The organism is Rickettsia endosymbiont of Urophora cardui, assembly GCF_964030725.1.
GTDB lineage: Bacteria > Pseudomonadota > Alphaproteobacteria > Rickettsiales > Rickettsiaceae > Rickettsia.
In genome coordinates this window covers 60,148-75,056 of record NZ_CAXIPY010000006.1, presented here as the reverse complement: position 1 = coordinate 75,056, position 14,909 = coordinate 60,148, and the positions used below count along the sequence as shown (strand labels likewise).

Below are 14,909 nucleotides of genomic sequence, written 5' to 3'. Positions count from 1 at the left end.
TTACTCGACCTTTTTTATTTGTATACTCTTCTGCTTTGAAGAATTGGAGCTCTGCAAAACTTTTGGAAACTCACATGCTCACCTATTAAGTTAGGCTCTGCGTGTTCGATCCTTGTTTTATATTTCAATTTTCCAAATCATTTGAGTATACTAACGCTAATTTAGGATAAGGGATAGATAGAAAGCTTATAGATAAAGGGTTTGAAGGAGAATGATGCTCCTCGCAGCAGAGCTACGAGGGGTAAATTCCAGTATTAATTAAGCCAGATTTATATTTTCTTCCCATACCTCATTGGGTGTTTTATAACCGAGCACTTTTCTTGGTAAATTATTTAAAAAATCCTCAATTTCTTGTAATTGCTTTATTGTTAATTTTTTTATATCTAAAGATTTAGAGTATACTCTGTGCACCATTGAGTTAATCTTCTCTATCAATGGTTTTTGCCATGGAGAATAAGGATTGCAAAAATATACTTTTCGTTCAGATTTTGGCAATAGTTGTTCATGATTGGTAAATTCTTTGCCATTATCTAACGTTATGCTTTTGATTATATGCGACAATTGTTTAAGTTTTTTATTCATGTTACCAATCACATCTTGTGTTCTTTTTGAACGGTTTAAAGTGAGAAACACTTTTTGTGTTCTGATATCCACAAGAGCGCCTATATTACGACTTTGATTACCTTTGTTAAAAGTTAAATCACCTTCTAAATGACCTATTGCTGCTATCTTTCTATTTATCTCTGGTCTTTCAGTAATGGAAACTCGATTTGGTATTGTAATTCTTTTGTTTCTGATTCTTGTACCATGATGCAACCTATTTTTCCTTTTTCTTGCTAAAGATAAATATAATTTTTGCCTTTGTGCTATAGGAGATGTATAAATAAACTGGTATATACTCTCTGTAGAAATATTGACAGTATCTCGTGATAGTTTACGTCTACCTGAAATTATATCTGGTGAAATACCCTGTGTTAACTGCTTTATTATTTCTGCTCGTAAATTATTATCAATATCTAATTTTCTTTTTCTCTTACCTTGCCTTAAACTGCAAGCAAGTGTGTTAGCCCTATCTGGTCTATAATTATGCCTCATTCTCTTGAGTTCATAACATATAGTGCTTTTATCACGGCCAATCTTTGTCCCTATATATCGCGAGCTATAACCACTCTTATTCATTTCGTATATTTTAAATCTTTCATCTATCGTTAAATGAGCCATGATATATCTATATTTAAATGATGCTCCTCGCAGCAGAGCTACGAGGTATCTAAAAAAGTTTTAGTTGTTTCTTATGATATCACGAAGCAGAGCTTCGGGGAATTAAACCCTGAGAGATTAAAAATTGATTATATCTGGCTTAATTAATTATAGAACTTTCCAGGTATCTAAAAAAGTTTTAGTTGTTTCTTATGATATCACGAAGCAGAGCTTCGGGGAATTAAACCCTGAGAGATTAAAAAAAGTGGCGAGTGTATCAATCTATAATTTGTATTATATAGCTAACGCGGAAAGGTTTTTACCATAGTTTTTGTATTTACTCACATATTCACCAGATCTAAATCCTATTAAACATTGCTGGACTAACTTTAAAAACTGTTTACGTAAAATTATTGATCAATGCCTAAGTTGTTCCTAATCTGTGGTAGAAACATTGCCGTGTTAGCTATATATCAAATAATTTACTTTAAATTGTAGAAATATCGCTTTTAAGCTGATAAAAGCACTAAATATTTAACTTTAAATATAAATTTTTACTTTAGTCAAAAAAATTAGAATTTTTGTCAAAACTTCAGATCTAGTTCTTGATTGAATATTACTCTTCTATACTTTGCCGGCGTTACTAAATGATATATTAGTACTGTGACATTATGACTCTTATATATATAACTGCTTTCTTCCATTCAAGTAGTATATCACGAAGCAGAGCTTCGGGGAATTAAACCCTGAGAGATTAAAAATTCTTTACTTACGTTGCTAATAAATGTATAAAGTACTAATAAAAAATTACAATTTAGTTAACAATAATTAAATTATAGCACGAACATAAAAATTGAATTTTAGGAGAAAATAAAATGAGAGTTTTATTAATTGAAGATGAACCAGAAATGGCTAATCTAATCGAGCTGACTTTAGCTTCAGAAGGAATAGTTTGCGATAAAGTTTCGGTTGGTTTAGAAGGTTTAAGATTAGGTAAACTTGGTAGGTATGATCTAATGATTTTAGATTTAATGTTACCTGATATTAATGGTTTCGAAATATTACTAAGATTGCGTGCAGCAAAAATAAAAACCCCTATTTTAATCTTATCTAGTTTAACTGATACAGACCAAAAGATTACTGGCTTTTCTTCAGGAGCTGATGACTATTTAACTAAACCATTTGTTAGAGAAGAGCTAATCGCTAGAATTAAAGCTATAGTTAGACGTTCTAAAGGGCATGCGGCATCAGTATTTAGATTTGATAAAGTTAGTGTAAATTTAGATACTAGAAGTGTGGAAATTGACGGTAAAAAAGTACATTTAACCAATAAAGAATATGCTATTTTAGAACTATTAATATTGCGTAGAGGAACAATTTTAACTAAAGAGATGTTCTTAAATCATTTATATAGTAGTCTTGATGAGCCTGAAATGAAGATCATTGATGTGTTTATCTGTAAATTGCGTAAGAAATTAAGCGATGCTTCTGGTGGTAAAGACTATATAGATACCGTTTGGGGACGTGGTTATATGCTAAAAGAGTATGATGAGCATGGACATAAGGAAGCTTTAGCCCAAGGAGCATAGTGTATTTTCATTTAGAAATAGGTGTTGTTGCATGAATACTAAGTCGTCATTGCGAGCAGCTGTAGGCTGCGTGGCAATCTCATGAAGTGGTATAAAACTCCTGAGATGAGTCTTTTGCAATGATTGTGTAAATTTTTGTTGAGCCTATATTAGAAGTAATTAAAAATATAGGTAACAGAAATGCAAATAGAGAAGAATAAAAAAATAAATGAAGCAATAGATTTGCTGATAGAAGGCGGAGTAGATTTAAAAACAGTACTAAGTCAGAATGGATTAATTAAGGAATTAACCAAGGGTATTTTAGAGCGAGCACTGCATGCTGAGATGTCAGAACATTTAGGTTATAGCAAGTATGATAGAGCTGAAACTGAGAATGCGAGGAATGGTAGTTTTAGTAAGAATCTGATTAGTGAGAATGGTACTATAGAGATAAATGTTCCAAGAGACAGACAAGGTAAATTTGAACCTATAATAGTCTCAAAGAAACAAACAAGAATAGATGGCTTAGACCAAAAGATAATATCCTTATATGCGAAGGGTATGAGTGTGTCTGATATTAAAACACAATTGCAAGAATTATATGGAGCTGAGATCAGTGAGAGCCTAATCAGCAGGATTACAGATGAAGTAATAGATGAGGTCAAGATTTGGCAGAGTAGACCTCTTGAATCAGTATACCCTATAGTATATTTTGACTGTTTAGTAGTGAAAGTAAGACAAGATAAACTTATTATTAATAAATCAGTATATGTAGTCCCTCCGCCAAAACTCTAAAAAATATCACTTGTGTCACTAATTTCCAAAAATAGTGCGATTTTAGAGCAAATTACTCTAATTTTGAGGGCTGATTTTAAATTTTTGTATTAAAAACCACACTATTTCCCAAAATGCATTCATTTTTTTATTGTCATTTTTTTGTATTTCCATAAGCTTTTGATATAAAACCTTTCATTTTCTTATGGATTTTACTATGCATTTTTGCCTTAAAACCCTATTGCCTATAAGGCTTTTAGAGTTTTGGCGGACGGACTATGTAGCTTTAGGAATAGATTTATCTGGCAGAAAGGATATTTTAGGCTTATGGATAAGTGAGAATGAAGGAGCTAAATTTTGGCTTGGTAATTTTACTGAAATGAAGAATCGAGGAGTAAAAGATATCTTAATTGCTTGTAGTGATAATCTAACTGGTATGTCTGATGCTATTGCATCAGTATACCCGAAAACTGAACATCAAATTTGTATTGTCCATCAGATCAGGAATAGCCTCAAATATGTATCATATAAAGATAGAAAGCAATTAGCAGCGGATTTGAAACTAATCTATACTTCTGCTACTGAAAAAGAAGCAGAATTAGCTCTTGAGTCATTTGATCAAAAATGGAGTAAGCAATATCCGCATATAGCTAAATCTTGGTATAATAATTGGGATAATTTGATAATTTTCTTGCAATATCCAAAGGAGATTCGTAAGATTATTTACACTACAAATGCGATAGAATCGCTGAATAGCCAATTGAGAAAAGTTACTAAGAATAAACGCATCTTTCCAAATGATGACGCAGTATTTAAAGTTTTATATCTGACAATTGATTATATTACCAAAAAATGGTCTATGCCTATCCCCAATTGGAATGAAGCTATGGCTCATTTTATGATCAAATTTGATGGTAGAATTTAATGGGAGTCTTGTGCAATGATTGTGTAAATTTTTGTTGAGCCTATATTAGAAGTAATTAAAAATATAGGTAACAGAAATGCAAATAGAGAAGAATAAAAAAATAAATGAAGCAATAGATTTGCTGATAGAAGGTGGAGTAGATTTAAAAACAGTACTAAGTCAGAATGGATTAATTAAGGAATTAACCAAGGGTATTTTAGAGCGAGCACTGCATGCTGAGATGTCAGAACATTTAGGTTATAGCAAGTATGATAGAGCTGAAACTGAGAATGCGAGGAATGGTAGTTTTAGTAAGAATCTGATTAGTGAGAATGGTACTATAGAGCTAAATGTTCCAAGAGACAGACAAGGTAAATTTGAACCTATAATAGTCTCAAAGAAACAAACAAGAATAGATGGCTTAGACCAAAAGATAATATCCTTATATGCGAAGGGTATGAGTGTGTCTGATATTAAAACACAATTGCAAGAATTATATGGAGCTGAGATCAGTGAGAGCCTAATCAGCAGGATTACAGATGAAGTAATAGATGAGGTCAAGATTTGGCAGAGTAGACCTCTTGAATCAGTATACCCTATAGTATATTTTGACTGTTTAGTAGTGAAAGTAAGACAAGATAAACTTATTATTAATAAATCAGTATATGTAGCTTTAGGAATAGATTTATCTGGCAGAAAGGATATTTTAGGCTTATGGATAAGTGAGAATGAAGGAGCTAAATTTTGGCTCGGTAATTTTACTGAAATGAAGAATCGAGGAGTAAAAGATATCTTAATTGCTTGTAGTGATAATCTAACTGGTATGTCTGATGCTATTGCATCAGTATATCCGAAAACTGAACATCAAATTTGTATTGTCCATCAGATCAGGAATAGCCTCAAATATGTATCATATAAAGATAGAAAGCAATTAGCAGCGGATTTGAAACTAATCTATACTTCTGCTACTGAAAAAGAAGCAGAATTAGCTCTTGAGTCATTTGATCAAAAATGGAGTAAGCAATATCCGCATATAGCTAAATCTTGGTATAATAATTGGGATAATTTGATAATTTTCTTGCAATATCCAAAGGAGATTCGTAAGATTATTTACACTACAAATGCGATAGAATCGCTGAATAGCCAATTGAGAAAAGTTACTAAGAATAAACGCATCTTTCCAAATGATGACGCAGTATTTAAGGTTTTATATCTGACAATTGATTATATTACCAAAAAATGGTCTATGCCTATCCCCAATTGGAATGAAGCTATGGCTCATTTTATGATCAAATTTGATGGTAGAATTTAATGGTTCACGAAATTTACACAATTGATGAGACAGAGCCTTTAATGGTTCACGAAATTTACACAATTGATGAGACAGAGCCAAAGCTACATATACTGATTTATTAATAATAAGTTTATCTTGTCTTACTTTCACTACTAAACAGTCAAAATATACTATAGGGTATACTGATTCAAGAGGTCTACTCTGCCAAATCTTGACCTCATCTATTACTTCATCTGTAATCCTGCTGATTAGGCTCTCACTGATCTCAGCTCCATATAATTCTTGCAATTGTGTTTTAATATCAGACACACTCATACCCTTCGCATATAAGGATATTATCTTTTGGTCTAAGCCATCTATTCTTGTTTGTTTCTTTGAGACTATTATAGGTTCAAATTTACCTTGTCTGTCTCTTGGAACATTTAGCTCTATAGTACCATTCTCACTAGTCTATCCGCCAAAAACACTTCAAATCCTGATCATTTGTAATGGGATAGAGTTTTGACAACAAATTGCTAAGATTTTCAATAAAAATTAATAAGTTATGTTAATTTTTACTGATACATTTCTGTGTTGGTCTAATTTTGATATGGAGCTATTGTTAACGATTTTTTATCGTTCATCTAGTTTTTGCATGATGATATTTTTGATTTATGTGGAGTTAGACACGATTTGTAAATGATTTGCAATGCATCGTAAATTCAAACCAATAGCAGAGATTATTGGATTGATAATATCTCCTATCATACCTTTCAAGAAGTTTCTACCCATCCGACCATATTGCTTTAAGTGACCTATTATTGGTTCTATGGCACTGCGTCTCTTGATCATAGACTTGTCCTCTTGTAACAACTTCTTCCGCGTTTTTGGGGTATATACCTTACTCTTCTCCTTTACATTGCTACCACTATACCCAAGATCAACAAATGATTTCTTTATCTTGATTCCAGTGACACTCTCTACTGCTTCAAAGCTCTGATGCAATGTATGACCATCATAAGGATTATTATGAAACGATTTTGCGGATAAAACAAAATTTCTACGACCACTTACTACTACCGCTACTTTATTGCCAAACTCATATGGCTTGTTGCGTTTTCCCTTTCCTATACACTCTACTTCAGGGGCATGAAAACTATATAATACTTTGTTATCTTCTTTATATTGCTTTTTAGCTTCTCTTTTTAAAACAGATTGGTTATGTATTTGTTTTATTTTTTGCAATACTTCTTGATTTTTGAGAGACAAGTTTAATTGCTTATTTTTGATCTCACGCTCACATACTCTAATCAAACGACCCAGTAATATTTTTAAATGCTTCATTATTTTCCAACGCTTCTTGGCTTTACTATGTTCTTTATATTTCCATAGCTTTACTATATCGCGTTTATAGGTTCTAGCGTATGTTTCATTCAAATGTATACCCAAACTGTTGCAAAGCTTTACTATGCTAAGCCTAGCTTTATCCATTAAATAAACATCGTGTGGGTGTTTGATATTCTTAATTTGTACAGTCGTATCAGCGATGATTAATTCCAAATCTTTTTTTTTAATTGTGTTAGTTTTTATCCCAACCCTGATCAACTCCGATAATATCTCATTATATCCAGCTTCACCTAATACACTACGAAACCGTCGTATACTAGTTTCCGAGATAGCTATGTCTTTTTCTATATATTCCCACCCGCAGAAATACTGCCAATACATATTCTCTTTTAGCTCTTCCTCTGATAATGAATCTGAAAAATTATACATTGCTTGTAGCATCGTTATGCCAAGCATCACTCTATGACATTTTCTATTTCTACCAAATTTCTTAATACAAACATTTTTTGATAACCACTCTTCGAGCCTAGACCAATTTATTAATTCTCTTAATTTATATAGCTTATTATTTGGGTTTAATTCTTCTTTTAATTTATAACCAAACAGTTTCCCTTGTTCTTGCGATTTGATAATGTTGTCTATTGGCATTGACTGAAATCCATAAGGTTTATGACCATATTTTATCATTTTCTTACGGATTGTTGTATTACTTCTTGTCTTAAAACCATATTATCTATAAGGCTTGTAGAGTTTTGGCGGACGGACTCACTAATCAGATTCTTACTAAAACTACCATTCCTCGCATTCTCAGTTTCAGCTCTATCATACTTGCTATAACCTAAATGTTCTGACATCTCAGCATGCAGTGCTCGCTCTAAAATACCCTTGGTTAATTCCTTAATTAATCCATTCTGACTTAGTACTGTTTTTAAATCTACTCCACCTTCTATCAGCAAATCTATTGCTTCATTTATTTTTTTATTCTTCTCTATTTGCATTTCTGTTACCTATATTTTTAATTACTTCTAATATAGGCTCAACAAAAATTTACACAATCATTGCAAAAGACTCAAACCCTGAGAGATTAATCCTCCAACACTAGTGCCTGTGATGATCGGGAATAACTCCGTTATAGATTTCCCTGTCCGCTCCTCTATTTCAGAAAGTATCACTAATTCCGCTACCCCCTTTACTCCTCCTCCTGATAAGGATAATATCCGATTACTCTTCACAATCTCGGTTTCTATATTTGATGTTACATTTTGTTCTTTATTGCTCATTGCCTCGTTCATATCTTTTTTGATAACTTTAATTGATACTTATATAATATTTTTCAATAATTACTAGTCAGTCATTATGGCTTTGTTGCATAAATAAGCTTTTGACTGAAGTTTTGACAAATGATGCTCCTCGCAGCAGAGCTACGAGGTATCTATCCAAAAAGCTTTAACTGTTTTTGTTGAAATGCTTTATAAGAAGGTTTGCCTGAACCTTGATTCTGTACATAATTACGTAATTTCTGCTCATCACCATGTTTACCTACTGTGCTCATAAAATATCCTTTACTCCAAAACTCACTTCCCCATAATTTTTCTTTAAGATTTGGATATTTCTCAGACATTTTCTTAGAAGTAATACTTTTTATGATTTGAGTTATTTTTGTTGGGCTATACATTGGTATCGACTGTAGTTAATCACCCTGCATTGTAAATGCAGGGCTTAAGATTACGGCATAAATGCCTTAGCTAGTCTATCCGCCAAAAACACTTCAAATCCTGATCATTTGTAATGGGATAGAGTTTTGACAACAAATTGCTAAGATTTTCAATAAAAATTAATCTCTCAGGGTTTAATTCCCCGAAGCTCTGCTTCGTGATATCATAAGAAACAACTAAAACTTTTTTAGATACCTCGTAGCTCTGCTGCGAGGAGCATCATTAAGTTATGTTAATTTTTACTGATACATTTCTGTGTTGGTCTAATTTTGATATGGAGCTATTGTTAACGATTTTTTATCGTTCATCTAGTTTTTGCATGATGATATTTTTGATTTATGTGGAGTTAGACACGATTTGTAAATGATTTGCAATGCATCGTAAATTCAAACCAATAGCAGAGATTATTGGATTGATAATATCTCCTATCATACCTTTCAAGAAGTTTCTACCCATCCGACCATATTGCTTTAAGTGACCTATTATTGGTTCTATGGCACTGCGTCTCTTGATCATAGACTTGTCCTCTTGTAACAACTTCTTCCGCGTTTTTGGGGTATATACCTTACTCTTCTCCTTTACATTGCTACCACTATACCCAAGATCAACAAATGATTTCTTTATCTTGATTCCAGTGACACTCTCTACTGCTTCAAAGCTCTGATGCAATGTATGACCATCATAAGGATTATTATGAAACGATTTTGCGGATAAAACAAAATTTCTACGACCACTTACTACTACCGCTACTTTATTGCCAAACTCATATGGCTTGTTGCGTTTTCCCTTTCCTATACACTCTACTTCAGGGGCATGAAAACTATATAATACTTTGTTATCTTCTTTATATTGCTTTTTAGCTTCTCTTTTTAAAACAGATTGGTTATGTATTTGTTTTATTTTTTGCAATACTTCTTGATTTTTGAGAGACAAGTTTAATTGCTTATTTTTGATCTCACGCTCACATACTCTAATCAAACGACCCAGTAATATTTTTAAATGCTTCATTATTTTCCAACGCTTCTTGGCTTTACTATGTTCTTTATATTTCCATAGCTTTACTATATCGCGTTTATAGGTTCTAGCGTATGTTTCATTCAAATGTATACCCAAACTGTTGCAAAGCTTTACTATGCTAAGCCTAGCTTTATCCATTAAATAAACATCGTGTGGGTGTTTGATATTCTTAATTTGTACAGTCGTATCAGCGATGATTAATTCCAAATCTTTTTTTTTAATTGTGTTAGTTTTTATCCCAACCCTGATCAACTCCGATAATATCTCATTATATCCAGCTTCACCTAATACACTACGAAACCGTCGTATACTAGTTTCCGAGATAGCTATGTCTTTTTCTATATATTCCCACCCGCAGAAATACTGCCAATACATATTCTCTTTTAGCTCTTCCTCTGATAATGAATCTGAAAAATTATACATTGCTTGTAGCATCGTTATGCCAAGCATCACTCTATGACATTTTCTATTTCTACCAAATTTCTTAATACAAACATTTTTTGATAACCACTCTTCGAGCCTAGACCAATTTATTAATTCTCTTAATTTATATAGCTTATTATTTGGGTTTAATTCTTCTTTTAATTTATAACCAAACAGTTTCCCTTGTTCTTGCGATTTGATAATGTTGTCTATTGGCATTGACTGAAATCCATAAGGTTTATGACCATATTTTATCATTTTCTTACGGATTGTTGTATTACTTCTTGTCTTAAAACCATATTATCTATAAGGCTTGTAGAGTTTTGGCGGACGGACTAGCTATAGCTAGTTTTCAACTTGAAAGTTTCCAAACTTATCATCTCTCGATTCATGTTTATCAATATAATCCTTAATCATTTTGTCAGTCACATTGCCTGTGGTTCTGACAAAATATCCAACAGCCCATAAGTGTTTACCCCAATACTGTTGCCGTAATTCTGGAAATTCCTGCTGAATCTTCCTTGAACTCTTTCCTTTTAGATACTGTACCACCCTTACTAATACTTTGATAAGGTGGCACAGATACATAGATATGTACGTGATTTGAAGCTATCTTCCCTCTTAATATCTCTACACCATTATTCTTACATATCTCTTGGATTAGGTCCTTGACTCTCCTACCAATATATTATAGCGATATTTAGTCACCCATACTATATGATAAGTGCAATCGTAAACTGTGTGGCTTAGCTTCATACTGCATCTCTTCATTCTATATGTTAAAACGACGCACTGCAAGTGCGGGGTTTTTCTCCCAAATTTGGGACAATAAAAAATGTACGTGATCTTTATCTACTCCTATTTCTAAAAATCTAATTTCATAACGATCTTCTATGTGCTCACAAATTTTACACAAATAATCATCTAGTTCTTGATTGAATATTACTCTTCTATACTTTGCCGGCGTTACTAAATGATATATTAGTACTGTGACATTATGACTCTTATGTATATAACTGCTTTCTTCCATTCAAGTAGTATATCACGAAGCAGAGCTTCGGGGAATTAAACCCTGAGAGATTAACCTTGGCCATAATTGTACTATTCTACTATAACATGGTAAATTAAAGTAACCCTTATATTTATGCGGTAAGTAGTATAAATAATAGTTTTTAAAGTCCTTGCAAGGCGATAGATAAAAATATATGACTATTGTCATCAATTCTGCAAGACTTAATTTTCCTATTCTATGCCTTTGCTGATTTGTTGATAATAGACGGTGTTCTATCCATTCTTCATATATTTTACAAAAATTATCTACTAAATAATATACAGTTATGATACATCTTTTCATGTTGAGTTACTGATCTTTTATTAAAAAAATCTATCATAACTCAACATTAATCTCCTTTAAACCCTTTATCTATAAGCTTTCTATCTATCCCTTATCCTAAATTAGCGTTATAAATAAAAAGTTATGAACTTTTTGACTTTATAGTATTTCATTTAATACTTCAAGTAAGTTGTAATATTTGTGCTGATTTAATATGATTTTCGGTGTGAGAAGATAGAAGTACAATACCGCCACTATTTGCTTTCATGACAATTAAGTTATTTAGTAAATCTCTATTTTCTTTACTTAAATTGGTTTCAACTTCATCAAGCAACCATAGATCCGATTGGCAAGCAATAAGTCTTGCTAAAGCTACAACTTTCTGCAATCCACTGGATAAAGTGTAGCATTTCTCATCTAATAAATCATATAATTTAAAATAATGAATGGCAGCATCTAGAGTTTCTACTGAATTATAAATCTCTGACCAGAATTTTAGATTTTCCAAAACAGTCATCTCAAGCTTTAGACCTAAATTATGACCAATATAAGTGCAGTAAGGCTTAGCAATATTGTTAATGTTAAGCTTTCTGTAGAAAATATTACCGTTACTTGGCTGCATAATGCCCGCTACCATGCGTAATAGCGAAGTTTTACCACAACCATTAGCTCCTTTTATATAAGTAATAGCAGGATCTAAAAAAGTAATACTTAAATTATCAAATAATTGTTTTTGATATATATTAAATTTTAATTGGTGGAATGATAGCATCTTAGTATAGCTCTAATAATATTAGACCTCTTTCCAAACTCGCTTATAGGAAGGAATTTAAAGGAGACACGGAGCACAGAACCGCAGCGTATACAGACATACGTGAGGATTCGAGCACCGGATCGACGTATAAACTACCCCTAGAAGTAGAGTTTCGAAAGGGGTCTACTATATCATGATTAGGGTTGTCATCTAACTTAGTTTCTAAAGCTTGGCTTCCAACACTTACATCAGTTATAGCAAAAATGATGCTCCTCGCAGCAGAGCTACGAGGTATCTATCCAAAAAGCTTTAACTGTTTTTGTTGAAATGCTTTATAAGAAGGTTTGCCTGAACCTTGATTCTGTACATAATTACGTAATTTCTGCTCATCACCATGTTTACCTACTGTGCTCATAAAATATCCTTTACTCCAAAACTCACTTCCCCATAATTTTTCTTTAAGATTTGGATATTTCTCAAACATTTTCTTAGAAGTAATACTTTTTATGATTTGAGTTATTTTTGTTGGGCTATACATTGGTATTGACTGTAATAAAAAATGTACGTGATCTTTATCTACTCCTATTTCTAAAAATCTAATTTCATAACGATCTTCTATGTGCTCACAAATTTTACACAAATAATCATCTAGTTCTTGATTGAATATTACTCTTCTATACTTTGCCGGCGTTACTAAATGATATATTAGTACTGTGACATTATGACTCTTATGTATATAACTGCTTTCTTCCATTCAAGTAGTATATCACGAAGCAGAGCTTCGGGGAATTAAACCCTGAGAGATTAACGTCTTGACCAACTGCTCTACTTGCATCATCTAGCTTCTCATTTACGTCTTTAACTGTTTTTTTTATTCTGTTTTTCATATAGACCTCAATTTAAAGTTCTATAATTAGAGTAACACTTGAATCTTTTATAATCAACTAGAAAAATTTAACTAACAAATTCTCTACCGACAAATGAAATACATTTAAAATAGAACTTGGCATTAGACCGAAATAAATAATTAGTAATATTAAAGGAGCGATTGAGATTATTTCATAACTATATAAATCTCTGAAATTAATGATTTCTTTATTAGTAATTTTGCCTAGCATCACTTCTTTATATAGCTTCAGCATGTAAACAGCACCAAGAATTATACCAAGAGCTGCTAAGAAAGTTGCTATCACATTTACCTTATAAATTCCAAGTAGGCTTAAAAACTCACCGATAAATCCGCTAGTTCCTGGCAAGCCGACAGAGCCAAGCATTGCAATCATAAAAAATGTGGCAAGCACCGGCATTTTACTTGCAACGCCACCATATTTAGCTATCTCTTTAGTATGTAACCTTTCATATAAAGTGCCAACTATTAAGAATAAGCAGGAGGATATTATACCATGGCTTAACATTTGAAATAATGCCCCGCTCACTCCGCTATCAGTAAAGCTAAAAATACCTATAGTAACATAACCCATATGGGCAATAGACGAATAGGCAATCATTTTCTTCATATCTTTTTGGGCCAAGGCGACAAGGGAGGCATATATTATAGCAATAACACTAAGCCAAATTACATAAATTGCAAATTCCTGCGATGCATTAGGTAGAAGCGGCAGTAATACCCTTAAAAAACCATAGCCACCAAGTTTTAGCAAAATACCAGCAAGAATAACTGAGCCGCTAGTAGGGGCTTGTACGTGAGCGTCAGGTAACCATGTGTGAAATGGAATCATAGGAATTTTGATGGCAAAGGCGATAAAAATAGCCCACCATAAAATTTGCTGCACATGCAAGGGGAAATTATTAGTAAATTCGCCAATATTGCTTAAATCAAAGCTGTGAATCTTACTATAAATATATATTATTGATAATAAGAAAAATACCGAGCCAAAGAAAGTATATAAGAAGAATTTAACAGCCGCATATATTCTATTCTCACCGCCCCATACTCCGATAATAATATACATTGGTACTAATATTACTTCGAAAAATAAGTAGAATAATAATAAATTTATTGAGGTAAATGCTCCTATACAAAAGGATTCCATTAATAAAAAACATACCAAATATTCTTTGATATATTTTTTAACAGTAAATAAGCTCCCAATAATGCAAATAAGAGTAAGAAAGGAAGTTAAGCTTACGAAAAATATTGATATACCATCAATACCTACATGAAATTCAAGCCCAATTTTATCAAGCCAGCTATATCGTTCAACAAATTGATAAGCAGGGTTAGATGAATCAAATTCTATTAATATATATATAGTTGAGATGAATTTTAAAACACTACTCAGCACCGCAACATACATTGTATGTATTTGCTTATCGGGTTTTTTGCTTTGACTAATAAATAGCAAAATATATAGCACGCTTATTAGCGGCAGAAAGATAGTAATTGATATGATTGGTAATTCTAACATTTTTTTAAGATCTTATAATTTTTTCGTCATTCTTAGCAATGGCAGAAACCCTTGACATATAGCTTAATCCATTAAGATACTGACACTAAATTTGTGGGATGCCTTATTATATGCCATATTAAATATTAGCACCATGTAAGGACCTTAGTGAAATAAGCTATACCGCAAGCTT

The 14,909-nt window shown here is 32.3% G+C and carries 10 protein-coding genes and 8 pseudogenes; 4 read left to right on the top strand and 14 right to left on the bottom strand.

Annotated features, from left to right (window positions below):
- Positions 1–258: 258 nt before the first annotated feature.
- Both AAHI98_RS07915 and AAHI98_RS07910 read right to left on the bottom strand, forming a co-directional pair.
- Complete coding sequence (locus AAHI98_RS07915; RefSeq protein ID WP_342224646.1) at positions 259–1,221, bottom strand: IS30 family transposase; 963 nt, start codon at positions 1,219–1,221, stop codon at positions 259–261.
- Positions 1,222–1,796: 575 nt separating this feature from the next.
- A pseudogene (locus tag AAHI98_RS07910) lies at positions 1,797–1,904 on the bottom strand (IS200/IS605 family transposase); the annotation flags it as partial.
- 171 nt (positions 1,905–2,075) lie between these two features.
- On the opposite strand from AAHI98_RS07910, the gene ctrA reads away from it, so the two are divergent.
- The 4 genes and pseudogenes from ctrA (at position 2,076) to AAHI98_RS07890 (ending at position 5,758) form a co-directional block, all read left to right on the top strand.
- Positions 2,076–2,789, top strand: coding sequence for a response regulator transcription factor CtrA (ctrA, locus tag AAHI98_RS07905; protein WP_342225575.1), 714 nt, complete (start codon positions 2,076–2,078; stop codon positions 2,787–2,789).
- 180 nt (positions 2,790–2,969) lie between these two features.
- Positions 2,970–3,536: pseudogene (locus AAHI98_RS07900) on the top strand (IS256 family transposase); the annotation flags it as partial.
- A 283-nt stretch (positions 3,537–3,819) separates the two neighbouring features.
- A pseudogene (locus AAHI98_RS07895) lies at positions 3,820–4,467 on the top strand (IS256 family transposase); the annotation flags it as partial.
- Between the two features lie 76 nt (positions 4,468–4,543).
- Complete coding sequence (locus AAHI98_RS07890) at positions 4,544–5,758, top strand: IS256 family transposase (RefSeq protein WP_342224662.1); 1,215 nt, start codon at positions 4,544–4,546, stop codon at positions 5,756–5,758.
- 72 nt (positions 5,759–5,830) lie between these two features.
- On the opposite strand, the pseudogene AAHI98_RS07885 reads toward AAHI98_RS07890, so the two are convergent.
- The 12 genes and pseudogenes from AAHI98_RS07885 to AAHI98_RS07830 all read right to left on the bottom strand — a co-directional run.
- Positions 5,831–6,187, bottom strand: a pseudogene (locus AAHI98_RS07885) (transposase); the annotation flags it as partial.
- Positions 6,188–6,391: 204 nt separating this feature from the next.
- Positions 6,392–7,753, bottom strand: a complete 1,362-nt coding sequence (locus AAHI98_RS07880; protein ID WP_342224717.1) for an IS5 family transposase — start codon at positions 7,751–7,753, stop codon at positions 6,392–6,394.
- A 74-nt stretch (positions 7,754–7,827) separates the two neighbouring features.
- Positions 7,828–8,058, bottom strand: a pseudogene (locus tag AAHI98_RS07875) (transposase); the annotation flags it as partial.
- Positions 8,059–8,130: 72 nt separating this feature from the next.
- Positions 8,131–8,346 (bottom strand): annotated as a pseudogene (locus AAHI98_RS07870) (patatin-like phospholipase family protein); the annotation flags it as partial.
- A 152-nt stretch (positions 8,347–8,498) separates the two neighbouring features.
- Entirely contained in the window at positions 8,499–8,741 is a 243-nt protein-coding gene (gene tnpA, locus AAHI98_RS07865) for an IS200/IS605 family transposase (protein WP_342225571.1), read from the bottom strand.
- 376 nt (positions 8,742–9,117) lie between these two features.
- Positions 9,118–10,479, bottom strand: a complete 1,362-nt coding sequence (locus AAHI98_RS07860) for an IS5 family transposase (RefSeq protein ID WP_342224717.1) — start codon at positions 10,477–10,479, stop codon at positions 9,118–9,120.
- A gap of 87 nt (positions 10,480–10,566) precedes the next feature.
- Positions 10,567–10,977 (bottom strand): annotated as a pseudogene (gene tnpA / locus AAHI98_RS07855) (IS200/IS605 family transposase).
- Between the two features lie 16 nt (positions 10,978–10,993).
- Positions 10,994–11,251: a transposase gene (locus AAHI98_RS07850; RefSeq protein ID WP_342225570.1), complete on the bottom strand. Its 258-nt coding sequence runs from the start codon at positions 11,249–11,251 to the stop codon at positions 10,994–10,996.
- A 48-nt stretch (positions 11,252–11,299) separates the two neighbouring features.
- Positions 11,300–11,575, bottom strand: a pseudogene (locus AAHI98_RS18135) (IS982 family transposase); the annotation flags it as partial.
- Positions 11,576–11,735: 160 nt separating this feature from the next.
- The gene (ccmA, locus tag AAHI98_RS07845) at positions 11,736–12,326 is read right to left on the bottom strand and encodes a heme ABC exporter ATP-binding protein CcmA (RefSeq protein ID WP_342225569.1); all 591 of its coding nucleotides are present in this window, start codon (positions 12,324–12,326) and stop codon (positions 11,736–11,738) included.
- Between the two features lie 277 nt (positions 12,327–12,603).
- Positions 12,604–13,062 (bottom strand): IS200/IS605 family transposase, encoded by a 459-nt coding sequence (gene tnpA, locus AAHI98_RS07835; RefSeq protein ID WP_342224823.1) that lies wholly within the window; start codon positions 13,060–13,062, stop codon positions 12,604–12,606.
- A gap of 190 nt (positions 13,063–13,252) precedes the next feature.
- Positions 13,253–14,737 (bottom strand): NADH-quinone oxidoreductase subunit M, encoded by a 1,485-nt coding sequence (locus AAHI98_RS07830; protein WP_342225568.1) that lies wholly within the window; start codon positions 14,735–14,737, stop codon positions 13,253–13,255.
- Positions 14,738–14,909: the final 172 nt, after the last annotated feature.

What these genes read in the sequence shown, in the direction of transcription:
- AAHI98_RS07915 (WP_342224646.1), bottom strand. Translation starts at nt 1,221, where the DNA reads ATGGCTCATTTAACGATAGATGAAAGATTTAAAATATACGAAATGAAT.
- ctrA (WP_342225575.1), top strand. Translation starts at nt 2,076, where the DNA reads ATGAGAGTTTTATTAATTGAAGATGAACCAGAAATGGCTAATCTAATC.
- AAHI98_RS07890 (WP_342224662.1), top strand. Translation starts at nt 4,544, where the DNA reads ATGCAAATAGAGAAGAATAAAAAAATAAATGAAGCAATAGATTTGCTG.
- AAHI98_RS07880 (WP_342224717.1), bottom strand. Translation starts at nt 7,753, where the DNA reads ATGATAAAATATGGTCATAAACCTTATGGATTTCAGTCAATGCCAATA.
- tnpA (WP_342225571.1), bottom strand. Translation starts at nt 8,741, where the DNA reads ATGTATAGCCCAACAAAAATAACTCAAATCATAAAAAGTATTACTTCT.
- AAHI98_RS07860 (WP_342224717.1), bottom strand. Translation starts at nt 10,479, where the DNA reads ATGATAAAATATGGTCATAAACCTTATGGATTTCAGTCAATGCCAATA.
- AAHI98_RS07850 (WP_342225570.1), bottom strand. Translation starts at nt 11,251, where the DNA reads ATGGAAGAAAGCAGTTATATACATAAGAGTCATAATGTCACAGTACTA.
- ccmA (WP_342225569.1), bottom strand. Translation starts at nt 12,326, where the DNA reads ATGCTATCATTCCACCAATTAAAATTTAATATATATCAAAAACAATTA.
- tnpA (WP_342224823.1), bottom strand. Translation starts at nt 13,062, where the DNA reads ATGGAAGAAAGCAGTTATATACATAAGAGTCATAATGTCACAGTACTA.
- AAHI98_RS07830 (WP_342225568.1), bottom strand. Translation starts at nt 14,737, where the DNA reads ATGTTAGAATTACCAATCATATCAATTACTATCTTTCTGCCGCTAATA.